Source organism: Segatella copri (genome assembly GCF_026015465.1).
GTDB classification, from domain to species: domain Bacteria; phylum Bacteroidota; class Bacteroidia; order Bacteroidales; family Bacteroidaceae; genus Prevotella; species Prevotella copri_E.
In genome coordinates this window covers 285,979-309,000 of sequence record NZ_JAPDUQ010000004.1, presented here as the reverse complement: position 1 = coordinate 309,000, position 23,022 = coordinate 285,979, and the positions used below count along the sequence as shown (strand labels likewise).

The 23,022-nt window shown below is 45.8% G+C and carries 15 protein-coding genes; 4 read left to right on the top strand and 11 right to left on the bottom strand.

Annotation, left to right across the window (positions count from 1 at the left end):
* The first annotated feature begins 113 nt into the window (after positions 1–113).
* From ONT08_RS14640 to ONT08_RS14630, 3 genes are all read left to right on the top strand, one after another.
* Entirely contained in the window at positions 114–1,148 is a 1,035-nt protein-coding gene (locus ONT08_RS14640) for a hypothetical protein (protein ID WP_264960302.1), read from the top strand.
* A gap of 232 nt (positions 1,149–1,380) precedes the next feature.
* Positions 1,381–5,379: a hybrid sensor histidine kinase/response regulator transcription factor gene (locus ONT08_RS14635; protein WP_264960301.1), complete on the top strand. Its 3,999-nt coding sequence runs from the start codon at positions 1,381–1,383 to the stop codon at positions 5,377–5,379.
* A gap of 731 nt (positions 5,380–6,110) precedes the next feature.
* Entirely contained in the window at positions 6,111–6,665 is a 555-nt protein-coding gene (locus tag ONT08_RS14630; protein ID WP_006847257.1) for a glutathione peroxidase, read from the top strand.
* Positions 6,666–6,855: 190 nt separating this feature from the next.
* On the opposite strand, the gene ONT08_RS14625 is transcribed toward ONT08_RS14630, so the two are convergent.
* The 10 genes from ONT08_RS14625 to ONT08_RS14580 all read right to left on the bottom strand — a co-directional run bounded on the left by ONT08_RS14625 (position 6,856) and on the right by ONT08_RS14580 (position 19,027).
* A complete protein-coding gene (locus ONT08_RS14625; protein ID WP_264960300.1) occupies positions 6,856–8,217 on the bottom strand; it encodes a TrpB-like pyridoxal phosphate-dependent enzyme in 1,362 nt (453 codons plus the stop codon).
* Positions 8,218–8,702: 485 nt separating this feature from the next.
* Positions 8,703–12,116: a transcription-repair coupling factor gene (gene mfd / locus ONT08_RS14620; RefSeq protein WP_264960299.1), complete on the bottom strand. Its 3,414-nt coding sequence runs from the start codon at positions 12,114–12,116 to the stop codon at positions 8,703–8,705.
* A 49-nt stretch (positions 12,117–12,165) separates the two neighbouring features.
* The gene (locus ONT08_RS14615) at positions 12,166–12,906 is read right to left on the bottom strand and encodes a polyprenol monophosphomannose synthase (protein ID WP_006847253.1); all 741 of its coding nucleotides are present in this window, start codon (positions 12,904–12,906) and stop codon (positions 12,166–12,168) included.
* Positions 12,907–13,000: 94 nt separating this feature from the next.
* Complete coding sequence (locus tag ONT08_RS14610) at positions 13,001–13,759, bottom strand: lysophospholipid acyltransferase family protein (protein ID WP_118067259.1); 759 nt, start codon at positions 13,757–13,759, stop codon at positions 13,001–13,003.
* A gap of 52 nt (positions 13,760–13,811) precedes the next feature.
* Complete coding sequence (locus ONT08_RS14605; protein ID WP_264960298.1) at positions 13,812–15,029, bottom strand: metallophosphoesterase; 1,218 nt, start codon at positions 15,027–15,029, stop codon at positions 13,812–13,814.
* Entirely contained in the window at positions 15,026–15,847 is an 822-nt protein-coding gene (locus ONT08_RS14600; protein ID WP_118067261.1) for a vitamin B12 dependent-methionine synthase activation domain-containing protein, read from the bottom strand. Before ONT08_RS14600 ends, ONT08_RS14605 begins: the two co-directional genes overlap by 4 nt.
* Before the next feature lie 44 nt (positions 15,848–15,891).
* Positions 15,892–17,226, bottom strand: coding sequence for a dihydroorotase (locus ONT08_RS14595; RefSeq protein WP_264960297.1), 1,335 nt, complete (start codon positions 17,224–17,226; stop codon positions 15,892–15,894).
* Between the two features lie 69 nt (positions 17,227–17,295).
* Complete coding sequence (locus ONT08_RS14590; RefSeq protein WP_264960296.1) at positions 17,296–18,120, bottom strand: DUF4369 domain-containing protein; 825 nt, start codon at positions 18,118–18,120, stop codon at positions 17,296–17,298.
* Positions 18,121–18,270: 150 nt separating this feature from the next.
* The gene (locus ONT08_RS14585; RefSeq protein ID WP_006847247.1) at positions 18,271–18,696 is read right to left on the bottom strand and encodes a hypothetical protein; all 426 of its coding nucleotides are present in this window, start codon (positions 18,694–18,696) and stop codon (positions 18,271–18,273) included.
* The gene (locus tag ONT08_RS14580) at positions 18,680–19,027 is read right to left on the bottom strand and encodes an FtsB family cell division protein (RefSeq protein WP_118253942.1); all 348 of its coding nucleotides are present in this window, start codon (positions 19,025–19,027) and stop codon (positions 18,680–18,682) included. Before ONT08_RS14580 ends, ONT08_RS14585 begins: the two co-directional genes overlap by 17 nt.
* Before the next feature lie 68 nt (positions 19,028–19,095).
* Between ONT08_RS14580 and ONT08_RS14575 the strand changes: the two genes are divergently transcribed.
* Positions 19,096–21,012, top strand: a complete 1,917-nt coding sequence (locus ONT08_RS14575) for a DNA polymerase III subunit gamma/tau (protein ID WP_264960295.1) — start codon at positions 19,096–19,098, stop codon at positions 21,010–21,012.
* 594 nt (positions 21,013–21,606) lie between these two features.
* On the opposite strand, the gene ONT08_RS14570 is transcribed toward ONT08_RS14575, so the two are convergent.
* On the bottom strand, positions 21,607–22,893 hold the full coding sequence (locus ONT08_RS14570) for an IS1380 family transposase (RefSeq protein ID WP_264959240.1): 1,287 nt from the start codon (positions 22,891–22,893) through the stop codon (positions 21,607–21,609).
* Between the last annotated feature and the right edge of the window lie 129 nt (positions 22,894–23,022).

The following is a 23,022-nucleotide window of genomic DNA, read 5'->3' as shown; positions in this document are numbered from 1 at the left end:
GTAATTATTCAAAGAACATGCTTTTAGCACAAAGCAAATTCTAAGAATCAACTCAACAAAATGAGTTTCAACAGTTTATTAATTATACGTTAAACCTTTAAAATTATTAAGTTATGAACAAATTTTTACGCTATTCATTATCATTGGTTTTGGCATTCGTAGCTAGCGTTACGTTTGCAGGAACAACTCCTTACAAAGTATTGACTTTCCCTGACGAAGGTACTGAAGGCAAGGATATAAACAGTTATGACAAAACCTGGAAGGCTACAATTGGAGAAGATGTCTGGACTATTGAGAATTTCAATACATACCAGTGGAATGGTTGGAAATACATCAAATGCGGAAGAAAGAAAGTCGCATCAGTAGCTTCCATCACTTCACCTGCTATTGATCAGCCAATTAGCAATATTGTCTTGACCATCGACAATATTACTAAAGATAAGATCAATTCTATCAAGTTGCAGGTAGCAACTGATGCTGACTGTAACAATGTAACTGAAGAAATCTCTGCCAAGATTGAAGATGGAGACTTGATCTTCGAGCCAACTAAGTCCGCTGCAAACAATTACTATAAGTTTATCTTTGACTGCCAGGCTGGAAGTAATAATGGTTTGATTCAGGTTTCTAAGATTGCATACTATAAGGTAGGCGATACTCCTGAAATCGTAGACATTACAAACACAGCAGAAACTGCTTATACCATTGCTAAGGCTAAGGAACTGATTGATGCAGGTAAAGGCTTGAGCGAAAATGTATATGTTAAGGGTACTGTATCTCAGGCTAGTGAAAAATTAGATCCTACATACGGCAGCCTTTCTTACTACATTTCTGACGATGGTACAACAGGAAATGAATTGCAGGTTTATGGTGGTCTTTCTTTCGAGAGTCAGAAATTCACTTCTGTAGATGATATCAAGGTGGGTGACGTAGTTGTTGTTTATGGTAAGCTTACGAAGTATAAAACTACTTATGAGCTTGATAAAAACAACATTCTCATCTCTCTGAATGGTAAAACTACCGGCATCACTAACATTACAACAGATGAAGCTGCAAAGAACGCTCCTGTTTACAACCTCGCAGGCCAGAAGGTAACCAAGGCTTACAAGGGTGTAGTCATCAAGAACGGAAAGAAGATGATTCAGAAGTAATCAAATTCAAAACAACATATCCCTACTACTCCCCCGATATTCATTTATCGGGGGAGTTTTTTGTTAGGCATAACATAAGAAGGAACCACCAGCAAATCAAACAAATATTACCCCTATAACATGAAAAGTGGAATAATTTAATGCAATAACATAAAAAAACACACCTAAAACTACGATATCTCATTTATTTTCACTACCTTTGTTGCGATTTTTAAACGTATACGAATAAAAAATGATGAAAAGAAAATTATATATCACCCTATTAGGACTGCTCTCTACTATCATGACAGTAGCTGTACCTTACTGCGATGTGAGAAAATTCTCTATCACAGACGGACTCGCTGCCAATACCATCTCAGACCTGAAACAAGGTAAAGACAACCTCATGTGGTTCAGTACATGGAACGGACTGTCGTTCTATGACGGCTACAAGTTTCATACTTTCAGAGACAACCCCGATGATATTGACGTCCTGTCAACCAACCGTATACTGAAAATAGAACCATCCTATACCAACAACGTGTGGTGTATCACATACGACCAGCAGCTCTACATATACGATACCCATTTATGCCAGTTTAGACCATTGGGAAAAAGAATAAACGAAATGTTCAATATAGACCTGCGCGTGAGCCGGGTATACCAAATGAAAAACGGAGCTACATGGATTACAGCTGAAAATGGAATAACTGTTAGAACAACAGGAGATTCTTATGACAAGCTTAACATAGAACTCATCAAAGTAGGAGAAAAGGGACTCGGAAGCGGAAATATATGGTACATCCACCAGGATACACACGGAAGAGAATGGGTGCTTACCGACAAAGGCGCATACGTATACAACTCGAAATTCCCAAGCCAGCTGCCTTTCAAATGGATCAGATGGGTGGGAGAAGATGTGTTCCTGGCTACAGAAGACGGTAAACTGGCTAAATATGACCTGCAGAACCGACTCACCATGATACCGATGCCGGAAGGCGTAACCCGTATCAACGAACTGAAAAATACAGGTTACCAGCTCCTGCTGGCAACCAACCTGGGTGTAGCAATCTACAACCCGCGCACCTTCAAGTTTGAAATCATCAACGTACAGAGCCCGAGTCAGCCTCTGGCAGAGGTAAAGAAGATTTATACCGATGATTTCGCTATGGTATGGGCATTCACTGACGGCATGGGAGTAACCCTCGTCAATCCGAAGACCGGACAGACACAGTGGCTCTTTGCCGATCAGGACGACCCGATGGACCGCACAACCTGCGAAAGCAATTTCATCACACAAGATGAACACAAGACCCTCTGGGTAGTGCCAAGGGGAGGAACCTTCAGTTATTTTGACCGCAAGGCAGGAAAACTGGTGCCTTATCTGCTGAGAAGCAATTCATCAGGCAACTACCGCATACCGAAGATTACGAAATATGTACTCTCAGACCAGGGAATCCTCTGGCTGACAGGCTCTCACGACCTGACACAGGTAGTCTTCAAATATCACCCTTACATTATCAACAAGCTGGATGTGGGCGAAGACGAAGTGTTCTCGGTGAATGCATCGCCAGACGGACATATCTGGACTGGCTATCACAACGGAGTAATCCAGGTGCTCAACGCATCCTACCAAAGCATCGGATACCTGTCGCCAAGCGGACAGATTGTGCCACAGCAGGTAAACTTCGCCGAGACGGGCATCTTTGCCATCCACTTCGATATCAAGGGAAGAGCCTGGATAGGAACCTTCGGAAATGGTGTCTATCTGATAGATAAAATGCAGGTAAGACACTTTGTTTATGATGCCAACAACCCGTCATCACTGCCGTTCGACAAGATACAAGACATTGTAGCCGACCGCACCGGACGCATCTGGATAGGTACCTATGGAGGTGGACTGGCACTTGTTAACGAGGCGGCAGACGGCAGTATCAGCTTCATCAGTAAACGAAACGGACTGCCTTGGGAGAAACAGCACTACGACCGCATACGCCGCATCTGCTGCACTACTACGGGAACCATTCTCGTAGGAACCACAGACGGTCTCATCACCTTCAGTGATGCCTTTACAAACGCAAGAAAGATCAATTACCACAAGACCTACTACATACCGAACGATACAACAAGTCTGGCTGCAAACGATATGAACTATATCATGGAGCACACCAGCGGCAAGATGTATATATCGCAACAGGGCGGTGTGATGGAAGAGATTGTGAGCAAATCGCTCCTGCAAGAGAACCTGAAGATGAAATACTTCCATGCCATCGATGTTAACGAAGGCATCGTACAGGGCATGGTAGAAGACAACCAGGGAAGAATCTGGGTAATCAGAGAATCAAGTATCGACTGCGTAAACCCGAAAACAGGCCAGTGCAATGTGTTCGGACCTAACGACTTCGACTTCAACATGTCGTTCTCGCAAAGCCGTCCTTACCACGATCCGGCAAGCAACAACATATCGGTAGGTACCCCTATGGGACTGATTACCTTTAATCCGGCTACGCTGAAGAAGAGCAACTATCAGCCTAAAGTCATCTTCTGTTCCCTCCACTATAGCGGAGAGAAAGAGTCGGAACCTATCCTGCACAAGGATAAAGTGGTGATTCCTGCCAACAAACGAAATCTGACCATCACCTTCGCATCACTCGACTATCAGCGCAAGTATCAGACCAGATATCTCTATCGCATAGATGGTTTTACAGCTCCAGGCGTGTGGATATCAAACGGAAGCAGCAATACCATCGGCTTCAACCGTATCAGTCATGGCGATTACGTACTCAAGGTGAGAGCCACCAACTCTCACGGTGTATGGAGCAAGTATGTGGCAGAACTGCCTATCGAAGTGCGCCCTACCTTCTTGGAAAGCATCTGGGGCAAGTTTCTGATGCTGATTCTGCTCTTCGGTATCGTAGGCGCAATCTTCTATACCTACAACCAGCGCCAACGCGAGAACGTAACCCACGAGATGAGCGTGCTGAAGAACGAATTCTACAACGAAGCTGCCAACCATCTGAGAACCCCACTAACGCTCATCGGAGCCCCGGTAAAAACCATTCTGGATACCGAGCCGGGTATCACCCGAAAGGGCAAGGAACTGCTGAAAATGGTAGCAGACAATGCTAACGAGATGCTGGTAATGCTGGACAAGGTTCAGAGATATGGCAACAAGGCAGACTTCCGTACGAACAGCGGTCTGAGCGAGGAAGATTACGACCTGGCAGAAAGGGAGATAGAGAACGGACAGATTGACGACCGCAATGCATCCGACTATCTGGAAGAAGTAAATAAACAGAAAGAAGAAAAGGATGAAGAGGCTGAACGACTGGAAGAAATGGGAAAGGAACAGAAAGAAGCACAGGGAGAAACGGAACACAAAGACCAGACTGTACTGGTAGTTGAAGACAATGCCGACCTGCGCAAGTTCCTCTACAGTATCCTCTCGCCTACCTATAACGTGCTGCTCGCAGAGAACGGAAAGGCTGGCTTGGTGATGGCGCGCAAGGAGATGCCTGACTTTATTCTTACAGACGTTACCATGCCTGTGATGGATGGTTTGTCGATGATTCACGAGATCAAGCAGGATACCACCCTCAACAACATCCCAGTGATGATTCTCTCGGCCAAAGCAAGCGTAAAAGATCAGCAGCGAGGCTTTGATGAAGGTATTGTTGCCTATATCACCAAGCCATTCTCTACCACTTATCTGCTCGGCCAAATAGAGGCTATCCTCACCCAGCGCCGCAACATTCAGATGGATGTCATCAGAAAACTGAAGGAAACTGGCGATAAAGATGCCATAGCAGCCCTGCGAATACTGCCTGCAGCAGCTCCTCTGCCTGCTCTTAACCAGGCTGAAACTAGTGCCGAGAACGAAGCGGTTGACCCAAGCAGCGAGCTGGCATTTATGGCGGCACAGATTCAAGACAGAACCATGATGCGTGTCTTCAGGTTTGTTGTTGAAAATGCAGGCAACCCGGGACTCAAGATTGATGACATCTCGAACGAAATCGGTATGAGCCGAAGCGTACTATATAATAAGGTGAAAGCAACAACCGGAATGACACCGGTAGACTTCGTTCGCCATATACGTATCAAGAAGGCATGCGAGATGTTGCGCAATACAGACGATACACTGACCAGTATCGCCTTCGCAGTAGGTTTCACCGACCCTAAGTATTTCTCGAAAGTATTCAAGAAAGAAACGGGTATCGTGCCTACTGAATACCGAAACAGAACGCAGGGATAGCCCGCATAATTACAGATGAAAGCAGTCATCATTACTGATGGCTGCTTTTATCTGTATTGACAAAAAAGTAATACATATCACAGAACATATCTTCAGTTGTTGCCGGGCACAGCCTTCTTCGTTATCGTACACAGCAAAACGTTCAAGCAAGGAAAAAAGCAGAATAGTCATAAAATTGAGCCGTTTTGCTTTGTTTTTTGACCGAATATTGCAAAAAAACACAAAAATGGGGGGGTATTTGATTAATTTTCCCTTTTTACTGCAAAAAAAACTGAGAAAAAGTTTGGTGTTATAAGAAAATGTAGTACCTTTGCAACAAGTTCTTAGAAAAGTTAAATGATAGATTAATCGTAAACCTCTTTTTCTTTGTTTTTTTGAGGAAAAAGAGGTAAAGAAAAAGGAATGCAGGGTTTGTGAAAATCCTGCATTTTTTATTTTTATGCTGTTTCATACTGATATTGTGTAGTTATATCGTCTACATATTTTATTCTTCTATATTCTATATCTAACCGATATCTATACTCAGGTATATGGTATCTGCTTACCTAGATATACAATATCTATCTACATTATATATATTACGCTTATTCCTTCATCTATGATTTTGTTCGATTTTTAGAATTTTTAAAAAAACTCTTGAAGTATTCTTAGAGAAAAGTAGTATCTTTGCACTCTAGATCATATAAGTTGAGATCGGAAATATAGATAACACATACATAAAGATAAAAAAAATGAGAACTGTTTACGAATTTTCTGTTAAAGACAGAAAGGGAAAGGATGTTTCCCTCAAGGAGTATGCCAACGAAGTGCTGCTCATCGTTAACACCGCTACAAAGTGTGGTTTCACCCCTCAGTATGAGGAACTGGAGAAACTTTATGAGACCTATCATTCTCAAGGTTTCGAAATACTTGATTTTCCTTGCAACCAGTTTGGTCAGCAAGCCCCTGGTACAGATGAAAGCATTCATCAGTTCTGCAAGCTTACATACGGCACAGAGTTCCAGCGCTACAAGAAGATCAAGGTAAACGGAGACGATGCTGCCCCTCTCTTCAAATTTCTGAAAGAATGTAAGGGCTTTGCTGGTTGGGACGAGAGCCACCCTCTCTACCCTGTTCTCGACAAGATGTTGAGCGAGGCTGATCCTAACTACAAGGAGAGTGCCGATATCAAGTGGAACTTCACCAAGTTCCTCGTTAACAAGAAGGGTCAGGTTGTAGCCCGCTTCGAGCCTACCACAAGCTTCGATGTCATCGCTAAGGCTATCGAAGAGTGGTTGAACTTCTAATGAAAGATAGAAGTCTCGAACAGAGAATAGAATTTCTAAATAAAAGAGAATAGAATCTCTAAATAAAAAGCCAGGTTGCTTTTCGCAGCCTGGCTTCTTTTATAATGTGATATTGTTATTTCAATATATCTCAAAGAATAATTGTCAACTGTTTGCTATAAACTATAAACTATTAACTGTTAACTGAAAATTAGTCAACCTTTGGCACATCCTTGAGGAACTGCTGGATTTCTTCATCACTCACAGAATAATCGTGCAAATCGCCATTGATAAAGCTATCGTAAGACGGCATATCGATAAGTCCATGACCTGAGAGACAGAACAGGATAACCTTCTCCTTGCCCTCTTCCTTAGCCTTCAGAGCCTCACGTATAGTGACTGCAATCGCATGACAGCTCTCTGGAGCAGGAATGATACCCTCGGTCTGTGCAAAGAGCATACCCGCCTTGAATGACTCCAGCTGAGGGATATCTACACCATGCAGGTAACCATCCTTCAGAAGCTGGGAGATAATCATGCCTGCACCATGATAACGGAGACCACCTGCATGAATGTTGGCTGGCTTGAAATCATGCCCCAAAGTATACATTGGCAGCAATGGAGTATAACCTGCCTCATCACCGAAATCATACTCAAACTTACCGCGAGTCAGCTTAGGACAGCTCTCCGGCTCTGCAGCTATAAACTCAGTATGGCGCTCGCCTGTGAAGTTGTGACGGAGGAATGGGAAAGCAATACCACCAAAGTTACTACCACCACCGAAACAAGCAATCACCTGATCAGGATACTCACCTGCCATCGCCATCTGCTTCTCTGCCTCTAGACCGATGATGGTCTGGTGAAGTGCCACATGATTGAGCACAGAACCCAGCGTATACTTACAGCCCGGTGTTGTGGTAGCCAGCTCAACAGCCTCACTGATGGCAGTACCGAGCGAACCAGGATGATGAGGATCACGTGTGATGATATTCTTACCGGCACGTGTACTCATGGAAGGAGAACCCTCTACAGTGGCTCCAAACGTACGCATGATGCTGGAACGGTATGGTTTCTGCTGCATGGTAATCTTTACCTGATAAACTGCTGCCTCCAGACCGTAGAGTTTTGCTGCATAAGAGAGGGCTGCACCCCACTGTCCTGCACCAGTCTCTGTAGTGACATTGGTATCACCCTCCTGCTTACAGTAGTAGCACTGAGGAATGGCTGAATTTATTTTATGAGAGCCTAACGGGTTGATACTCTCATTCTTGAAATAGATATGCGCCGGAGTACCGAGTGCCTCCTCAAGGGCGTAAGCACGTACAAGAGGGGTTGAACGGTAGAAGGTGTACTTCTCCAGCACATCTTCCGGAATATCAATCCAAGCGTGCTCTGTATCAAGTTCCTGCTTTGAGCACTCCTTATTAAATACGTGTGACAAATCATCAGCATTCATTGGCTGGTGTGTCTGAGGGTTCAACGGTGGCAATGGCTTGTTAGGCATATCTGCCTGAATGTTGTACCACTGAGTAGGAAGTTCCTGCTCGCTTAAAATGTACTTTTTCTGTCTCATATTTATATATATGTTTAAAATTGTTGTATGCCAGAACAAAGGTACAAATAAAAAATGAAATAAAGAACTTTTTTATGTGTTTTTCCACTATTTTTTTATTTTTATCCAATAAAATAGTTCATTCTACAGGTATTATTTGTTATATAAGTGCGTTTTCAGTGTCGTTTTTATAAATTTAATCAAATATTACCCCATAAAATATCAAATATTACCCCCTATATTATAATGAAAAATAGTATCTTTGCAACAGAAAAATTCAAAATGCGTTGTGAAACGCTTATCATCATCTTTTACTTATACAAAAAATAAAACATTGGAACTCAATAGGGATATTGGGATTCCAATGTTTTTTTATACACCAAACTGAAACATATCATCATGTAACGTTGTCTGATTTATAATCTTTCAGTACAAATCAGTAGTCTATTTCATTGTCTACTTTCACAATTGATACAGGATTTTTACCCATAGACTGTAGACACAGATTATTTCTTTTCATTACCTAAATCTATCTGCGATATCTGATTCAACAGATTTACAGCCTGCCCTACAGTCTTCACATCATTGATGCGAAGCATTCGCTTGTTGAATTTTTCCTTCAGAACACAATCTTGAATATGACTGGTAACGTAAGCGAGTATGCGATTAAACATCTGACTTCTGTAGAACGGACTGTTTACATTGCTCACAAACTGCATCTGCATATAGCCCTGCTTGAGAATAATCTTCTCGCAACCTAGCTTCTTGCCTACCCTACGCAGACCTACCACATGCATCAGTTCATCTGCTTCATGAGGCACAGGACCAAAACGGTCTATCATACGCTTGCGGTAAGCCTCTACTTCCTCATCGCTCTCCAGACGGTCCAGTTCACGATAAAGGAGCATGCGCTCACTGTCACCCGGCACATAAGTCTGAGGAAAATACATCTCCAGATCGCTCTCTATGCCACAATCGTCAACGAAATCATCACCCGTAAGCTGGGCACCTTCATCCATCTTCTCCTGATAAAGATCACAGAACTCCTCGTTCTTCAACTCTGTGACAGCCTGAGAGAGAATCTTCTGGTAGGTTTCATAACCCAGATCTTCCATAAAACCGCTCTGCTCAGAGCCCAGCAGATTACCCGCACCGCGGATATCCAGGTCCTGCATGGCGAGATTGAAGCCGCTACCCAGTTCGCTGAACGTCTCCAGCGCCTCCAGACGGCGACGCGCCTCAGGAGTAAGTGCACTCTTAGGTGGCGCCATCAGATAGCAGAAAGCCTTCTTGTTGCTTCTTCCTACGCGTCCACGCATCTGATGCAGGTCACTCAATCCGAAGTGATGAGCATCGCTCACAATAATCGTATTGGCATTGGAAATGTCGATACCGTTCTCTACAATAGTGGTAGAAAGCAGTACATCATAATCGTAATTGATAAAGCCCATGATGATTTTCTCCAAATCCTCAGGCTTCATCTGTCCGTGACCGATTGCTACTCTACAGTCTGGAATATGCTTCTCGATGAGCATCTTGAGCTCCGGAAGCTTGGATATTCTGTCGCATACGAAATAAACCTGTCCGTTTCGGCTCATCTCGAAATTGATGGCATCGCAGATAACTTCACTACTAAACGTTACCAGTTCGGTATGAATCGGATAACGGTTAGGTGGCGGAGTGCGCATGATACTCATATCCCGGGCGCCCATCAGAGAGAACTGGAGGGTTCGCGGAATCGGAGTGGCACTCATCGTGAGTGTATCGACATTTACCTTGAGCTGACGGAGTTTCTCTTTGGTAGACACACCGAACTTCTGCTCTTCATCGATGACGAGCAGTCCCAGGTCATGCCATTTCACGGTCTTTGATATCAGCTTATGTGTACCTATGAGGATATCAATCTTACCCTCTTTCAGGGCGTCAAGCACCTCTCTGGTTTCCTTCGTTGTACGGGCTCTACTGAGATAGTCTACCCTTACAGGCATGCCTTCCAGACGCTTTTTGAAAGTCTGATAGTGCTGGAAAGCCAGAACGGTAGTAGGCACCAGCACCGCAACCTGCTTGCTGTCGCACGCTGCCTTGAAGGCTGCACGGATGGCGACCTCAGTCTTGCCGAAGCCCACATCGCCACAAACCAGACGGTCCATCGGTCTGCCGCTCTCCATATCCTTCTTCACCTCCTGAGTAGCCTTATTCTGGTCTGGCGTATCTTCATACAGGAAGGAAGCCTCCAGCGTATGCTGCAGATAATTGTCGGCACTGAAGGCGAATCCCTTCTCGCGTCGGCGCTGGGCATAGAGTTTGATCAGGTCGCGCGCAATGTCCTTGATTCGCTTCTTAGCTTTGTCCTTGAGTTTGTCCCAGGCACCTGTACCCAGTGTAGACAGGCGAGGCGGAGTACCGGTATCGCTGCGGCGATATTTGCTGATTTTATAAAGCGAGTGGATAGAAACATCCACCTTGTCATTGTTCGTATAGACGATGCGGATCATTTCCTGATAGCTGTTGCCCGTAGGAACCCTAACCAGACCGCCGAACTTGCCGATACCGAAGTCTACATGCACGATAAAATCTCCCACTTCCATCTCCTGCAGTTCCTTCATGGTGAGTGCCATCTTGCCGGCTCTCGCTTTATCTGAGCGCAGGTTATATTTATGAAAACGGTCAAAAATCTGATGATCGGTAAAGAAACAGCACTTCTTGTCATGGTCAGTAAAGCCTTCATGAAGCGTCTTGTCTACCGGTGTAAAACGGATGGCGTAGCGCTTCAGCTCTTCGCTTTCAAAGATATCCTTCAGGCGCTGTTGCTGCTTCTGGCTATCTGCCAATATATATAAGGTGTAACCCTGGAGCAGGAAATCCTCCAGAGCCTGGCAAAGCAAATTGAAATTCTTATGGAAAAGAGGCTGTGGAGCGATATTGAAAGGTATCACAGCCGAACTCTCTGGCGGAGCGACCTTGCCGAACTCGATACGGAGATGAGCCGCTACTGCCTTCTTGAAATCGAGCGGAGAAACGAGGTTGAGCTCGGTCTTCATGTCATGTCTGATGCGCTCAGCCTCTACCTCAGTAGCTCCCTCCAGCTGCTCGGTAAGGCTCTGCGATGAGAAGCCTTCGGTATAGATCTGACCGATGCGGTCGCAAACGAAAGAAAGGTCTTTCGCAACGACTGGCGTACTTTCGGAGAGGAAATTGAGGAAACACAGCTTGTTGCTCTCGATATGGGCGAGTTCGGGCACGATTTCTATCTCTGTGCGCTTTGCCTGCGAGAGCTGAGTCTCAACATCAAAGGTACGGATGGTGTCAATCTCATCGCCGAAGAAGTCGATACGGAACGGATATTCGCAGCTGTAGGAATAGACATCGAGGATGCTTCCACGCACGGCAAACTGGCCCGGTTCATAAACATAATCGGTTTCTTTGAGTTCGAAATCGCGCAGAGTATGAACCACATCGGTCTGAGCAATCTGCTGACCTACAGTCAGTTTCAGAATCCGTTCATCCAGATTCTGCTTAGCCACAACGAGTTCTGCCAGTGCATCGGGATAAGTGACTACCGGGAAATGTCCTCCCGAAGAGAGGCGCGCCAGCACCTCTGTACGTAGGATTTCGTTCGCTGCATCACGCTGCCCGTATTTCACGGCACGCCGATAGCTGGAAGGAAAGAAGAAGACCTTCTCCTGCCCCATCATCTGAGTGAGATCGTGATAAAAATAGCCTGCTTCATCGGCATCATCCAGTACGAAGAGTACCGAACGCCTCATCTTCCCCTGCAGAGAAGCAAAGAACATCGGAGCTGAAGAGCACAGCAAACCCTGGAGAAAAATGGAATGAACCGACTTCTTCCCCATCAAATCAAAGAGGGCATCCGCCTGTGGCGAACGCCCGTATGTTTTTTCTATCTTTTGGATTTCCATCCAAGTACTGATTAGTGATTACTGATTACTGAGTAGTGATTACTGAGTATTAATCCTTCTTCGGATATTTCTTGAACCAGCCATCCAGGCGCAGTCGCATCACGCCAAAGAAAGCCTCACCAAAGATGCCACCACTCATCTTGCTCACACCTTCACGACGGTTAACAAAGATGACCGGCACCTCCTTGATCTTGAAACCTATTCGATGAGCCGTATATTTCATCTCTATCTGGAAAGCATAGCCCTTGAAGCGGATAGCATCCAAATCTATGGTTTCCAACACCTTACGTCGGTAGCAGACGAATCCTGCTGTGGTATCATTCACCTTAAATCCGGTTACGATACGTACGTATTTAGAAGCGAAATAGCTCATCAAAACGCGTCCGATAGGCCAGTTGACCACGTTCACACCCGAAATATATCTTGAGCCTACAGCCACATCATACCCCTCATCGTGAGTTGCCGCATAGAGACGAGGCAAATCATTAGGATCATGACTGAAGTCGGCATCCATCTCGAAGATGAAGTCATAGCCCTGCTTCAATGACCATTTGAAGCCCATGATATAGGCAGTACCCAAACCGAGTTTACCCGAACGCTCCAGGATATGCAGACGACCGGCAAACTCATTAGCCATCAAGCCCTTGACGATGGCAGCAGTACCATCAGGACTTCCGTCATCGATAACGAGAATATCAAACTGCTTTTCGAGACCGAAGACAGCACGGATGATTTTCTCGATGTTTTCCTTCTCATTATATGTAGGAATGATTACTATGCTATCACTCATAACTTCTTCTAATTTTAATGATTCTGATACTAAATAATGTAATACAGATGCAAAATTACAACTTATTTTTGAAATAACAAGCGAAAACCCGAAATTATTGGTCCGGATTCTCTACAAAACCCTGATATTTCTTGTCAAGTCCGTTCATAATCGCCTCATAGCTCTTGTTCATCTGGTTCTTGATATTGTCAGCTCCCTTGCCAATCGGCTCAATAGGCTCATGAATAGTGAGCTTCAGAGGATGCCAGAAAGCCCAGTAGATGTCCTTCATACGAGGCTTCACATCGAAACTGCCATTGATGGTAAGCGGACATACCGGCAACTGCAGTTCATCGGCAAGCATGAAAGCGCCACGGCGAAACACGCCCATATGACCCGTAAACGTGCGGGCACCTTCAGGGAATACCACCAGCGACATGCCCTCTTTGAGTACCTCGCGAGCACGGTCATAAGAAGCACGGATCTTCGAAGGTCCGCTCTTGTCTACAAAGATGTGGTGCGCATACTCACAGGCGATACCGATGAGAGGCACTTTGCGCAAGCCCTTCTTCATCATCCACTTGAAGTTTCTGCCCAGGAAGCCGTAAATCAGGAAGATATCGAAAGCACCCTGATGATTGGCCACGAAAACATAACTCTGGTTCTTCTTGAGATGCTCACGTCCCTCTACTTTTACAGGCAGAAGGAGGATGCGGACCCAAAGCCAGGACCAATACTTACCAGGATAATAACCCCAGAAATGACCATTACCCAGCATACATCCCAAAACAGTAGTTACACTGGTTAAAACGCTAGCCAACAAGAGGATAGGCAAGCATATCACAAGCTGATACAGACGATATAAGTACTTCATTTTTTATTAAGAATGAATAATTTAACACTCAACATTTAACATTCAACACTCCTTATTTTCTCTTCAGTGTGATGACCACGATTTCTGCCGTAGCCCCGATGCGGATTGGAACGGTACCGCCCAGACCCGATGTGGTATAGAGCTGGCAACCTTCCTCTTCGAAGAGGCCGTAATCATAAGGAGTAAACATCGACGGACGCAAGCCCAGTACGCTGATCTGCCCCGCATGCGTATGACCACTCAGCGTAAGCTGCGGTGCTACGACCAGCGAATCCTTCCTGTCAGGTCCTATCACATCGCCATCCTCATCCTTCTCCTTATTAATAGTAGAAGGCCAGGTCTCGCGCCACTGCTTCGGCATATGCTGCAGCATCAGCACGAAAGAGCCCGGTCTGATGCCATACAGCGCCTTCCTTACGTTGGTTCGCTTGGGTTTGTCATAGTTCTCTGTACCAGCCACATAGATGCTGTCAGCGCCTCTATGCACCGCCACATGCTCATTCATCAGCAGGCGCCATCCGCAACTTCGCTGAAAGTCCTGCATCCGCTTCTCGAGCGCAGCTATCTCCTGCTCATCATCTACATCCATATAATAGGTGTAATCGTGATTACCCAGCACACTCATCACGCCATCTTTGGCTTTCAGACTGCTGAGCAGCGCCTGATACTCAGGCAGTTCATCGGGCGTAACATTCTGTAAATCACCCGTAAAGCAAATCAGATCAGGTTTTTCGGCATTAATGCTGTCGATATCGCGCTGAGGCAGATGACCACGCCAGCCATAGTATGACCCGAGATGGATGTCGCTGAACTGAACGATGCGATAGCCCTCGAAAGACTTCGGCAGATTAGGTACATAGATGGTGATACGCTTGACTTGCATCTTAGGAAAACCTTCGGTAAATCCGTAGATAAAGCAGAAGAACGCCACCGCTCCCACTACCAGTCCGAGGAGCTTGCCCCAGTTACGACGGCCGTGAAGGAGCCGCATACAGCACCAACCGAAGACACTGAACAGGCTGAAGACAAACTGCGGAACCGCACATACTGCCATCATCACAAACCAGATGTCGATGAGCACCGGATTGCGTGGCAGGAAGTTGGGCAGCATCGTGATATATGCGCTGTAGGCGATAACCACGAAAGCCGGAAACCAGAAGAGCACCCGCTGCCAGAGACTCTTCAGCCGTAACTTGCCATACCTTTTATATATCCACAGATACGGCAACAGGGTGAATACCACTACGGGTATCAATATTCTTGCTATCATTTCTTGATCAAACTTGATTGAAGATACGTTTTCATTGCCTGCACGGGCACTCCTCTGCGCTGTGCATAGTCGCGAAGCTGGTCGTCTCCTATCCGTCCCAGTTCGAAATACCGCGACTTGGGATGTGCAAACATCAGCCCCGAAACACTGGCATGAGGCGTCATCATTCCGCTTGTGGTGAGCCGGATGCCCACCTGACTCATATCGATGAGCTGGTCGATGATGAAGTTGGCACTGGTATCGGGAAGCGAAGGATATCCTATAGCCGGACGGATGCCCTGATAGCGCTCCAGATGCTGGTCTTCGATGCTCAGCTGCTCGCCGGGAGCATAGCCCCAGATGCTGCGTCTCACCTCTTCGTGCAACTTCTCTGCCGTGGCTTCAGCCAACCGGTCGCAGAGTGTCTGTGCCATCATATTGAGGTAGTCGTCCGAGCGATATTTCTTCTCCAGACCGCCATCTACCGTCGTGCAGAAGATACCCAGCCGGTCTGTTATTCCACTACCCAGAGGACGGATGAAATCAGCCAGACAGAGATTGGGTTCTCCCTGAGCCGCCGGATGCTGCTGTCGGAGCATCGGGAAGCGGACTTTCTGCCCTTCCAGCCAGATATCATCCCCCTCGCTGTTCGCCTCGAAGAGTCCGAAGACGGCATAGGTATGATATTCGCCTTCCCATGAATGGAGCATATCGAGCGCCTCAGCCTTCAGTTTTTCCTTTTCCTCTCGAGGTTTGCCGCTCAATCCCCAGGCATGATAAAAGTATAGCCAGTTGATATATGGCTCAATTTCGCTTATATTGTATACTATTCTTCGCATCCGATACGATATTTTATTTTACAATCCCCGTAAGATTTCCCTTTTCAGGAATTGTTTCTGAACTCCAGTTCCTCTCCTCTGCAAGCGGAATCAAACACGCCTTTGTTATAGATAAGATGACCGTTACAGAAAGTCTGTTCCACTTTCCATGCAAACTCATCACCCTCTACAGGACTCCATTTACACTTGCTCTGAATCACCTCTGCGGTCACCTTCCAAGGCTCTCCCTTGCGCACCACAACGACATCTGCCTTATAACCCGGACACAGGAAGCCGCGCTGACTGATATGGAACAGACGGGCTGGATTATGGCACATCAGTTCAACCAGGCGCTCGATACTGATTACCTTTTCGTCAACAAGTTTCAGCATGCTTACCAGTGAGAACTGTACCATTGGCATACCTGATGCAGCCTTGGCACAACCGCCCTGTTTATCCTTCAACTGATGAGGAGCATGATCGGTACCTACTACAGTTATCTTACCATTACTCAGCGCCTTACGCAAAGCTTCGCGGTCAGCAGCGGTCTTTACTGCAGGGTTGCATTTGATGCGTGCGCCCTTCACAGCGTAATCTTTATCAGAGAACATGAGATGAGCTACAACAGCCTCTCCTGTAATATTTTCATCCTTACCAAAGAACTCCAGTTCCTTAGCCGTAGTAACGTGAGCGATATGGAGATGCGCCCCGCTTTCCTTAGCCAGCTGCACCGCCAGACGGCTGCTTTCATAGCAAGCCTCCTCGCTGCGTATTTCCGGATGATGTTCTACGGCAGGGTCCTCACCCCATTTCTGCTTAGCCAGCTGCATGTTGCGGTTAATGATTTCGGTATCCTCGCAGTGGGTCATCACCGGCAGGTCCAGTTCTTTCGCCTTCTTGAAGATAGCCTGCAGCGCCTCATATTTATCCACCAGCATATTGCCCGTACTGGAGCCCATAAAGAGCTTGATTCCCGGCACACGATGCGTATCGAGCTGTTCAAAATCATTTACATTATCATTGGTAGCACCAAAGAAGAAACTGTAGTTCACATGACTCTTCTCAGCGCCCAGCTGCCGCTTTGCCTGCCAGGCCTCCAGAGTGGTAGTCTGAGGTACCGTGTTAGGCATATCAAAATAACTGGTCACACCACCAAAGGCAGCAGCGCGGCTTTCGCTCTCGATGTCAGCCTTCTGCGTAAGTCCCGGCTCACGGAAGTGAACATGATCATCAATCACACCCGGCAAAACAAAACACCCCGAGGCATCGATGACTTCATCGTAATTGCCACGGGGTGCCTCGCCTTCATATATCTCCTTGATAAATTCACCATCCAACAAGAGGTCGCCCACAAAAGAGCGACCCTCATTTATAATGGTTCCATTCTTGATTAATTTCATATTACTAAACTTATAAAATGAAGAGTTTTACAAGATGTTAATGCCCAAGACCTTGAAAGAGCCCTGTTTCTACTCCTGACCTTCCTGTTTTTCAGGAATCGTAGGCGCAGCCAGTTCGTTGGCTGTAGGTGCCGGAGCCGCATCAGGATTTACCTGTGGAGCCGCTTCCATCTCTGACTGCATGCCGCTCTGCGCATCTCGTGTACCGTTCATAATCTCCTGATTCTCTTGAGCTTTCTTATAATAGTCCTTTACATAAGGATCATTCTTGAAATAGTCGGTAGCCTTGCTCATGATATCCTCAATCCAAGGAGAGAGCATCGGATACTGGTTGCCCATTGTAACGAGGAAGAAGACGCCCGGTCCCAGCACATTGTTGAAGTTGTCGGTAACAAACGAAGTGATGAGCTTGTCTTCCTGCTCAGAAAGGCGGATGGATTCCTCGTTCAGCTGCTTGTTGACAGCCTCCATATCGCTACCGTTCATGATAGCCTGGTCGTGCTTGTGTACCAGTTCGCGCAACTGATTCTGAATCTGCTGGTATTTCTTGAAGAATCCGAAGAGTTTATCGTTCATAGGAGTACCGCTTACCACCTGCTGTGTATCATCGAGCTTCACCGTAATGCTTCCACTCTCCAGCACCAGCGGCAGCACAGGGTCATCATCCATGAAGATATTCGCCATCTTCATAGAGTCGACAGAACCCTGAAAATGGAACTGTCCGTGCACTACATCGCAAGAATCCACGTTCTTGAAATCGTTGTTTTCCAGTATCTTAAGGTACAGCATGCGTCCGTCCAGAGTACTTACGTTAGAAGTACCCGAGATATCGTAACTGTTGGCACAAGATGCAAGTGCCATCAAGGCAATGAATGCGTAAAATATTCTATTCATAAGCTATCTATATCACTTTCGGTGAACAAAAATACAATCTTAATTTGAACTGACGAAATAAATTGCAGCAATTTAATTCATTCTTACAAGATTTATGTTTTGTTTGCACTCCTATTGGCCACCGAAAGCTTTTTTCTCGTCCTTTCTATATTACTGATTGTTTTCCTTCTTCAGTTCATGAGAGATGCGATGCGTGGTATACAGTTCCAGAAGGGCTGCGATGAGAAGGAAGACTACCCACTTATTATAGAAATAGGTGATATAGGTCTCATAATTCTCAAACCAGCGGCGCAGGAAAGCATACACCGTATCTACCATCGAGATGCCTGAGAGCACGAAGAAGATGTCTGCTACATACTGCATGCGCTTCAGGCGGTGGATAACCAGCGAAGGTCCCTCATAGAACTGCATCGCCTGCATTACACTGAAGAGTATGGTACCCAGCAGGAACCCCCAGCTCGTTACCTGCACCAGCTGCGGATGTGAAAAACCAAATGCGAAGCAAGCCGCACCGACAACCATCAGCACGCCGCCCAGCAAGAAAATAGCACTTTCCAGTTTACTCAATTGTTTCATTTTCGTCTTGTTCGTTAGTTTTTTCCGGAATATCCGAACTCAATACAAAGATGTCCTCATCATCAGCCTTCATGAAATAACGCTGGCGGGCTATCTTCTCAAATGCCCGCGCACCATGCTGCATATCGCGCAGGGTATGCTTGTCGTTTTCATACTGCTCACGATACTTTTCTATCTCCGAACGGAGCGTAGCAATCTCTATCTGGTACTTAATGTGCTGCCTTACACTGTTGTCGTCAACTACACCAACTACCAGAACACCCGTTACAATCACTATAAGATACTTATAATGAGCGAGATAATTCCATATAATACCAAGTTTTTTACTCATTTCTTCCGAATTTGTTTGCAAAGATAATATTTTTTTGTTATCTTTGCATCATCAATTAAGAAAAAATAATGGAAGAGTATATAGTTTCTGCAAGAAAGTACCGTCCGATGACCTTCGATTCGGTTGTCGGACAGAGTGCATTGACCACCACTTTGAAGAATGCAGTGAAGAGCGGCAAGCTGGCGCACGCCTATCTTTTCTGCGGTCCGAGAGGTGTGGGAAAAACCACTTGTGCCCGCATTTTTGCGAAGGCAATCAACTGCGAGCATCCTCGTGAAGACGGCGAGGCATGCAACGAATGTGAGAGCTGCCGTGCCTTCAACGAGCAGCGTTCCTACAACATCTTCGAGCTGGATGCCGCCAGCAACAACGGTGTTGACCAGATTAAGGTTCTGATGGAGCAGACCCGCATTCCGCCTCAGGTGGGCAAGTATAAGGTGTTTATCATCGATGAGGTCCACATGCTCTCTACAGCTGCCTTCAACGCCTTTCTCAAGACGTTGGAAGAGCCGCCTCAGCATGTCATCTTCATCCTCGCCACTACCGAGAAGCATAAGATTCTGCCTACCATCCTGAGCCGATGTCAGATTTACGACTTCGAACGAATGACGGTAGCCAATACCATCAACCACCTGAAGATGGTGGCTGAGAAGGAAGGCATACAATATGAAGAGCAGGCGCTCGCCGTGATAGCCGAAAAGGCTGACGGAGGTATGCGCGATGCCCTCTCTATCTTCGACCAGGCTGCCAGCTTCTGCATGGGCAACATCACTTACCAGAAGGTGATCGAGGACCTGAACGTGCTCGACAGCGACAACTATTTCCGTCTGGTAGACCTGGCTCTGGAGAATAAGGTGCCCGAGATGATGGTAACACTCGACGGCATTCTGAGCCGCGGTTTCGATGGCGGCAACATGATACAGGGGCTTGCCCAGCATGTGCGCAACGTGATGATGGCGAAGGACCCTCAGACCCTGCCTCTGCTCGAAACCAGTGACGACCAGAAAGCCAAGTTCCAGGCTCAGGCCCAGAAGGCACCTACACCTTTCTTATATAAGGCGCTGGAACTGATGAACCAGTGCGATATCCATTACCGCGCCAGCAGCAACAAGCGATTACTGGTAGAGCTCACCCTGATACAGATAGGCCAGATTACGCAGCCCGAGGATCAGGATGTGCCTAGTGCGGGGCGTACGCCCAATAGATTAAAATCCCTGTTTCAGAAACTTCTGGCTCAGTCTAAGCTTGCCTCTCAGGGTGCAGGTTCTGAGCCTTCTGGCAGCAGCGAAAACCGGTCATCACAGCCGGGAACGTCTGCTGCTACCGCTACTGCCGTGCCTTCGTCAGGGGCACCGACAGCCGCTTCTGCAGCCTCCAATGCTGCATCTTATTCTGCATCTGCCACCGCTGCCGCATCTGTCTCTCCTGAAGACTCAGCCGCTGCCGGAGCTGCTACTGATGCTGCATCGCCTCACAAGCCACGACTCAAGAATATCAAGCTGGGCGGCATAGGCATGACTTTCTCTAACCTGAAGAAGAGGGAGGAGAACCAGCGCCGCCTGCACAGTCCGTATGATGATACCAATGAAGAAAAAGCGACCATCACGGGCGACCAGAACGAGTTCACCCAGGAGCAGGTGGAAGCAACATGGTTCAGTATGTGCATGAGAATGCAGAACAAGTTGGATTTCATAGGCTTAGCCAACCGCATGAAGAGTATTGTACCGAAGATAACCAACTATCCGCAGATAGAGGTTATCATCAACAACCAGCTCTTACTAGACGACGTTTTGAACATCAAGAACCGCATTCTCAAGACTTTCGTCTTAGGGCTTCACAACAGCGAACTGAGCATCAGCTACCGCCTTGCCGACCAGGAAGAGGTAGGCAAGGTTCTGACCAAGAATGAAGTTCTGGAACTTCTTATGGAGAAGAACCCTGCGATGAAAAAACTCACAAAGGACCTGGATCTGGTCATGACATAGAAGATACTCCACACGATACGAAATTCTCCACTCCATGTAGGACAACCTATACGGAGTGTAGAAAATGTTTTTACAAATATCGAGACTTGGTGCTATAAGAGATACATAAAAGTGAAAGACCAAGGGGCGTTACAGCGTGACAGTTGTGACAGTTGTGACAGTTTTCAGCGGAGGGGGTATATTGCGAGTTTGCAGCTATCAAATTATAAGTATATATATTTAAATTATTATATATATATTTATATATAATAATTTACCTCTAAAGAAAGGGAAGGAGGGGGTAGGCGCTGAAAACTGTCACAACTGTCACAACTGTCACAACTGTAACGCTTTCTGGGTAAAAAGGAAGTAGTCAGAAGGAATGGCTTTTTTATAGCATCGCATTGTTTCCTTGCTCAAAACACACAGAGAAACATTTTACAAAATCCTCAAATCCGCAACCTATAGGGTTTAGTGGGATTTTGCTTGCAAAGCGACAAAATTCATTTTATTGTACATATTTCTTGCACAACAGAAATGTCGCAGACACAAAATCCCCTTACCCCATAAAGCGACTTGAGGTAATACGCTGGTTTAACCAGAAAAGCATGGTCTTTAACCAAAGTCTGTCTTGAACAGGTTGGCATAAGCATTGTTGTCTGAGTAAATGTTCAATACATGCCTACGTGATGTCTTAATCCATTTCGCAGGAACAGAGATGAACTTGAAAACAAAGGTCTTGATTCTGCTGGTGGCACGCAATCCAAATTCATGGGTTTTCAATCTCTGCATAATAGCTTTGTAGAAGTTTCTGATGAGAGCTGTCATAAGCAGGAATACAGTATTCTGTGCCATGAACGATTTTGGCAATCGATTCCAGCCAAAGCCATTGTTCATGTCATCGAAGATGCGTTCCTTGCCACCACGAAGATTGTAGAATTCCACGATGTCTCTTGCACTCGACTTGTAATCGTTAGTCAGTATACATCTGTAGGTATATTCGCCTTCCCAAATGTCAAGGTCTCCATCTATTCGCCTTTGTCTCTGTATGACAAGACGATACGGTTTTCCTTTCCATTTCTCAACAAGGATAGAATTCAACTCAAACTCAATACCGTTGATTTCAACAGTTTTCCATCCAGTTAAGGCAAACATGGAATCGTAGAAAGAAGAGCATCTGTTGGCACGAATATAAAAATACCTGCAATGAGCCTCTACCATATCTACGATTTCCTCCGAACATGAGCCGCAATCCATGCGGGCACGAGAAATATATATTTCCGAAGCCTCCAATCGCTTGAAGATTCTTTCCAAAGTTTCTTTTTGGTTGAAGCGCACGTTTGTGTTGCCGTCTCTATTTTCAATACCAACAATCATGTCGTTAATGACAGCTACACCTGGACTATAGCCCAAGAACTTCTTGTAGGTTGGTTTTGCATCATACTTCTCTGTTTCAATGAACTGATGGTCAAAGTCAAAATCATACTCTTGACCGGATTTCAATTGACCAGTAGCAAGCAGGGCATTGACCAGTAAGCAGTTCATCTTGTCTGCAGTATTGAAATCATAGGATTTGCCAGAAGCAGACTTATAGGTGATGCTCTTAAAGGTCAGTTCTTCGATAGCACGTAATATGGTGTCTGCGCTGCAAGTGCGAAGAGTTGGATGAAGAGATAAATGTTTCATCAGGTGAGTTGTAACATCCTCAATACATGAGCCACCACAAAGATATACGCACATCAGAGAGCGTAGAATCTCGCTATATTGATAACCAAACATAGTGCATCTCAATCCCAAGGTGGAATCTATGGTTTGAGCTAAAAGAGCATCAAATTGCTCCATAATCGAAAAAATTCCCCCAAAAGGAGTGAGTTTCTCAGATTTTATTTGTACTTTTGCCATGTCATTCAGAATTTTGTTTGTTTTTATTTTGCAACACTAAGATAAGTGAAATTTCTGACATGGCAAAATCCTGAGCAACTTTTTGTTGCTCAGGTGCTTATAAAAAATATTAAATTATAGTGTTGCGGA

What these genes read in the sequence shown, in the direction of transcription:
- ONT08_RS14640 (WP_264960302.1), top strand. Translation starts at nt 114, where the DNA reads ATGAACAAATTTTTACGCTATTCATTATCATTGGTTTTGGCATTCGTA.
- ONT08_RS14635 (WP_264960301.1), top strand. Translation starts at nt 1,381, where the DNA reads ATGATGAAAAGAAAATTATATATCACCCTATTAGGACTGCTCTCTACT.
- ONT08_RS14630 (WP_006847257.1), top strand. Translation starts at nt 6,111, where the DNA reads ATGAGAACTGTTTACGAATTTTCTGTTAAAGACAGAAAGGGAAAGGAT.
- ONT08_RS14625 (WP_264960300.1), bottom strand. Translation starts at nt 8,217, where the DNA reads ATGAGACAGAAAAAGTACATTTTAAGCGAGCAGGAACTTCCTACTCAG.
- mfd (WP_264960299.1), bottom strand. Translation starts at nt 12,116, where the DNA reads ATGGAAATCCAAAAGATAGAAAAAACATACGGGCGTTCGCCACAGGCG.
- ONT08_RS14615 (WP_006847253.1), bottom strand. Translation starts at nt 12,906, where the DNA reads ATGAGTGATAGCATAGTAATCATTCCTACATATAATGAGAAGGAAAAC.
- ONT08_RS14610 (WP_118067259.1), bottom strand. Translation starts at nt 13,759, where the DNA reads ATGAAGTACTTATATCGTCTGTATCAGCTTGTGATATGCTTGCCTATC.
- ONT08_RS14605 (WP_264960298.1), bottom strand. Translation starts at nt 15,029, where the DNA reads ATGATAGCAAGAATATTGATACCCGTAGTGGTATTCACCCTGTTGCCG.
- ONT08_RS14600 (WP_118067261.1), bottom strand. Translation starts at nt 15,847, where the DNA reads ATGCGAAGAATAGTATACAATATAAGCGAAATTGAGCCATATATCAAC.
- ONT08_RS14595 (WP_264960297.1), bottom strand. Translation starts at nt 17,226, where the DNA reads ATGAAATTAATCAAGAATGGAACCATTATAAATGAGGGTCGCTCTTTT.
- ONT08_RS14590 (WP_264960296.1), bottom strand. Translation starts at nt 18,120, where the DNA reads ATGAATAGAATATTTTACGCATTCATTGCCTTGATGGCACTTGCATCT.
- ONT08_RS14585 (WP_006847247.1), bottom strand. Translation starts at nt 18,696, where the DNA reads ATGAAACAATTGAGTAAACTGGAAAGTGCTATTTTCTTGCTGGGCGGC.
- ONT08_RS14580 (WP_118253942.1), bottom strand. Translation starts at nt 19,027, where the DNA reads ATGAGTAAAAAACTTGGTATTATATGGAATTATCTCGCTCATTATAAG.
- ONT08_RS14575 (WP_264960295.1), top strand. Translation starts at nt 19,096, where the DNA reads ATGGAAGAGTATATAGTTTCTGCAAGAAAGTACCGTCCGATGACCTTC.
- ONT08_RS14570 (WP_264959240.1), bottom strand. Translation starts at nt 22,893, where the DNA reads ATGGCAAAAGTACAAATAAAATCTGAGAAACTCACTCCTTTTGGGGGA.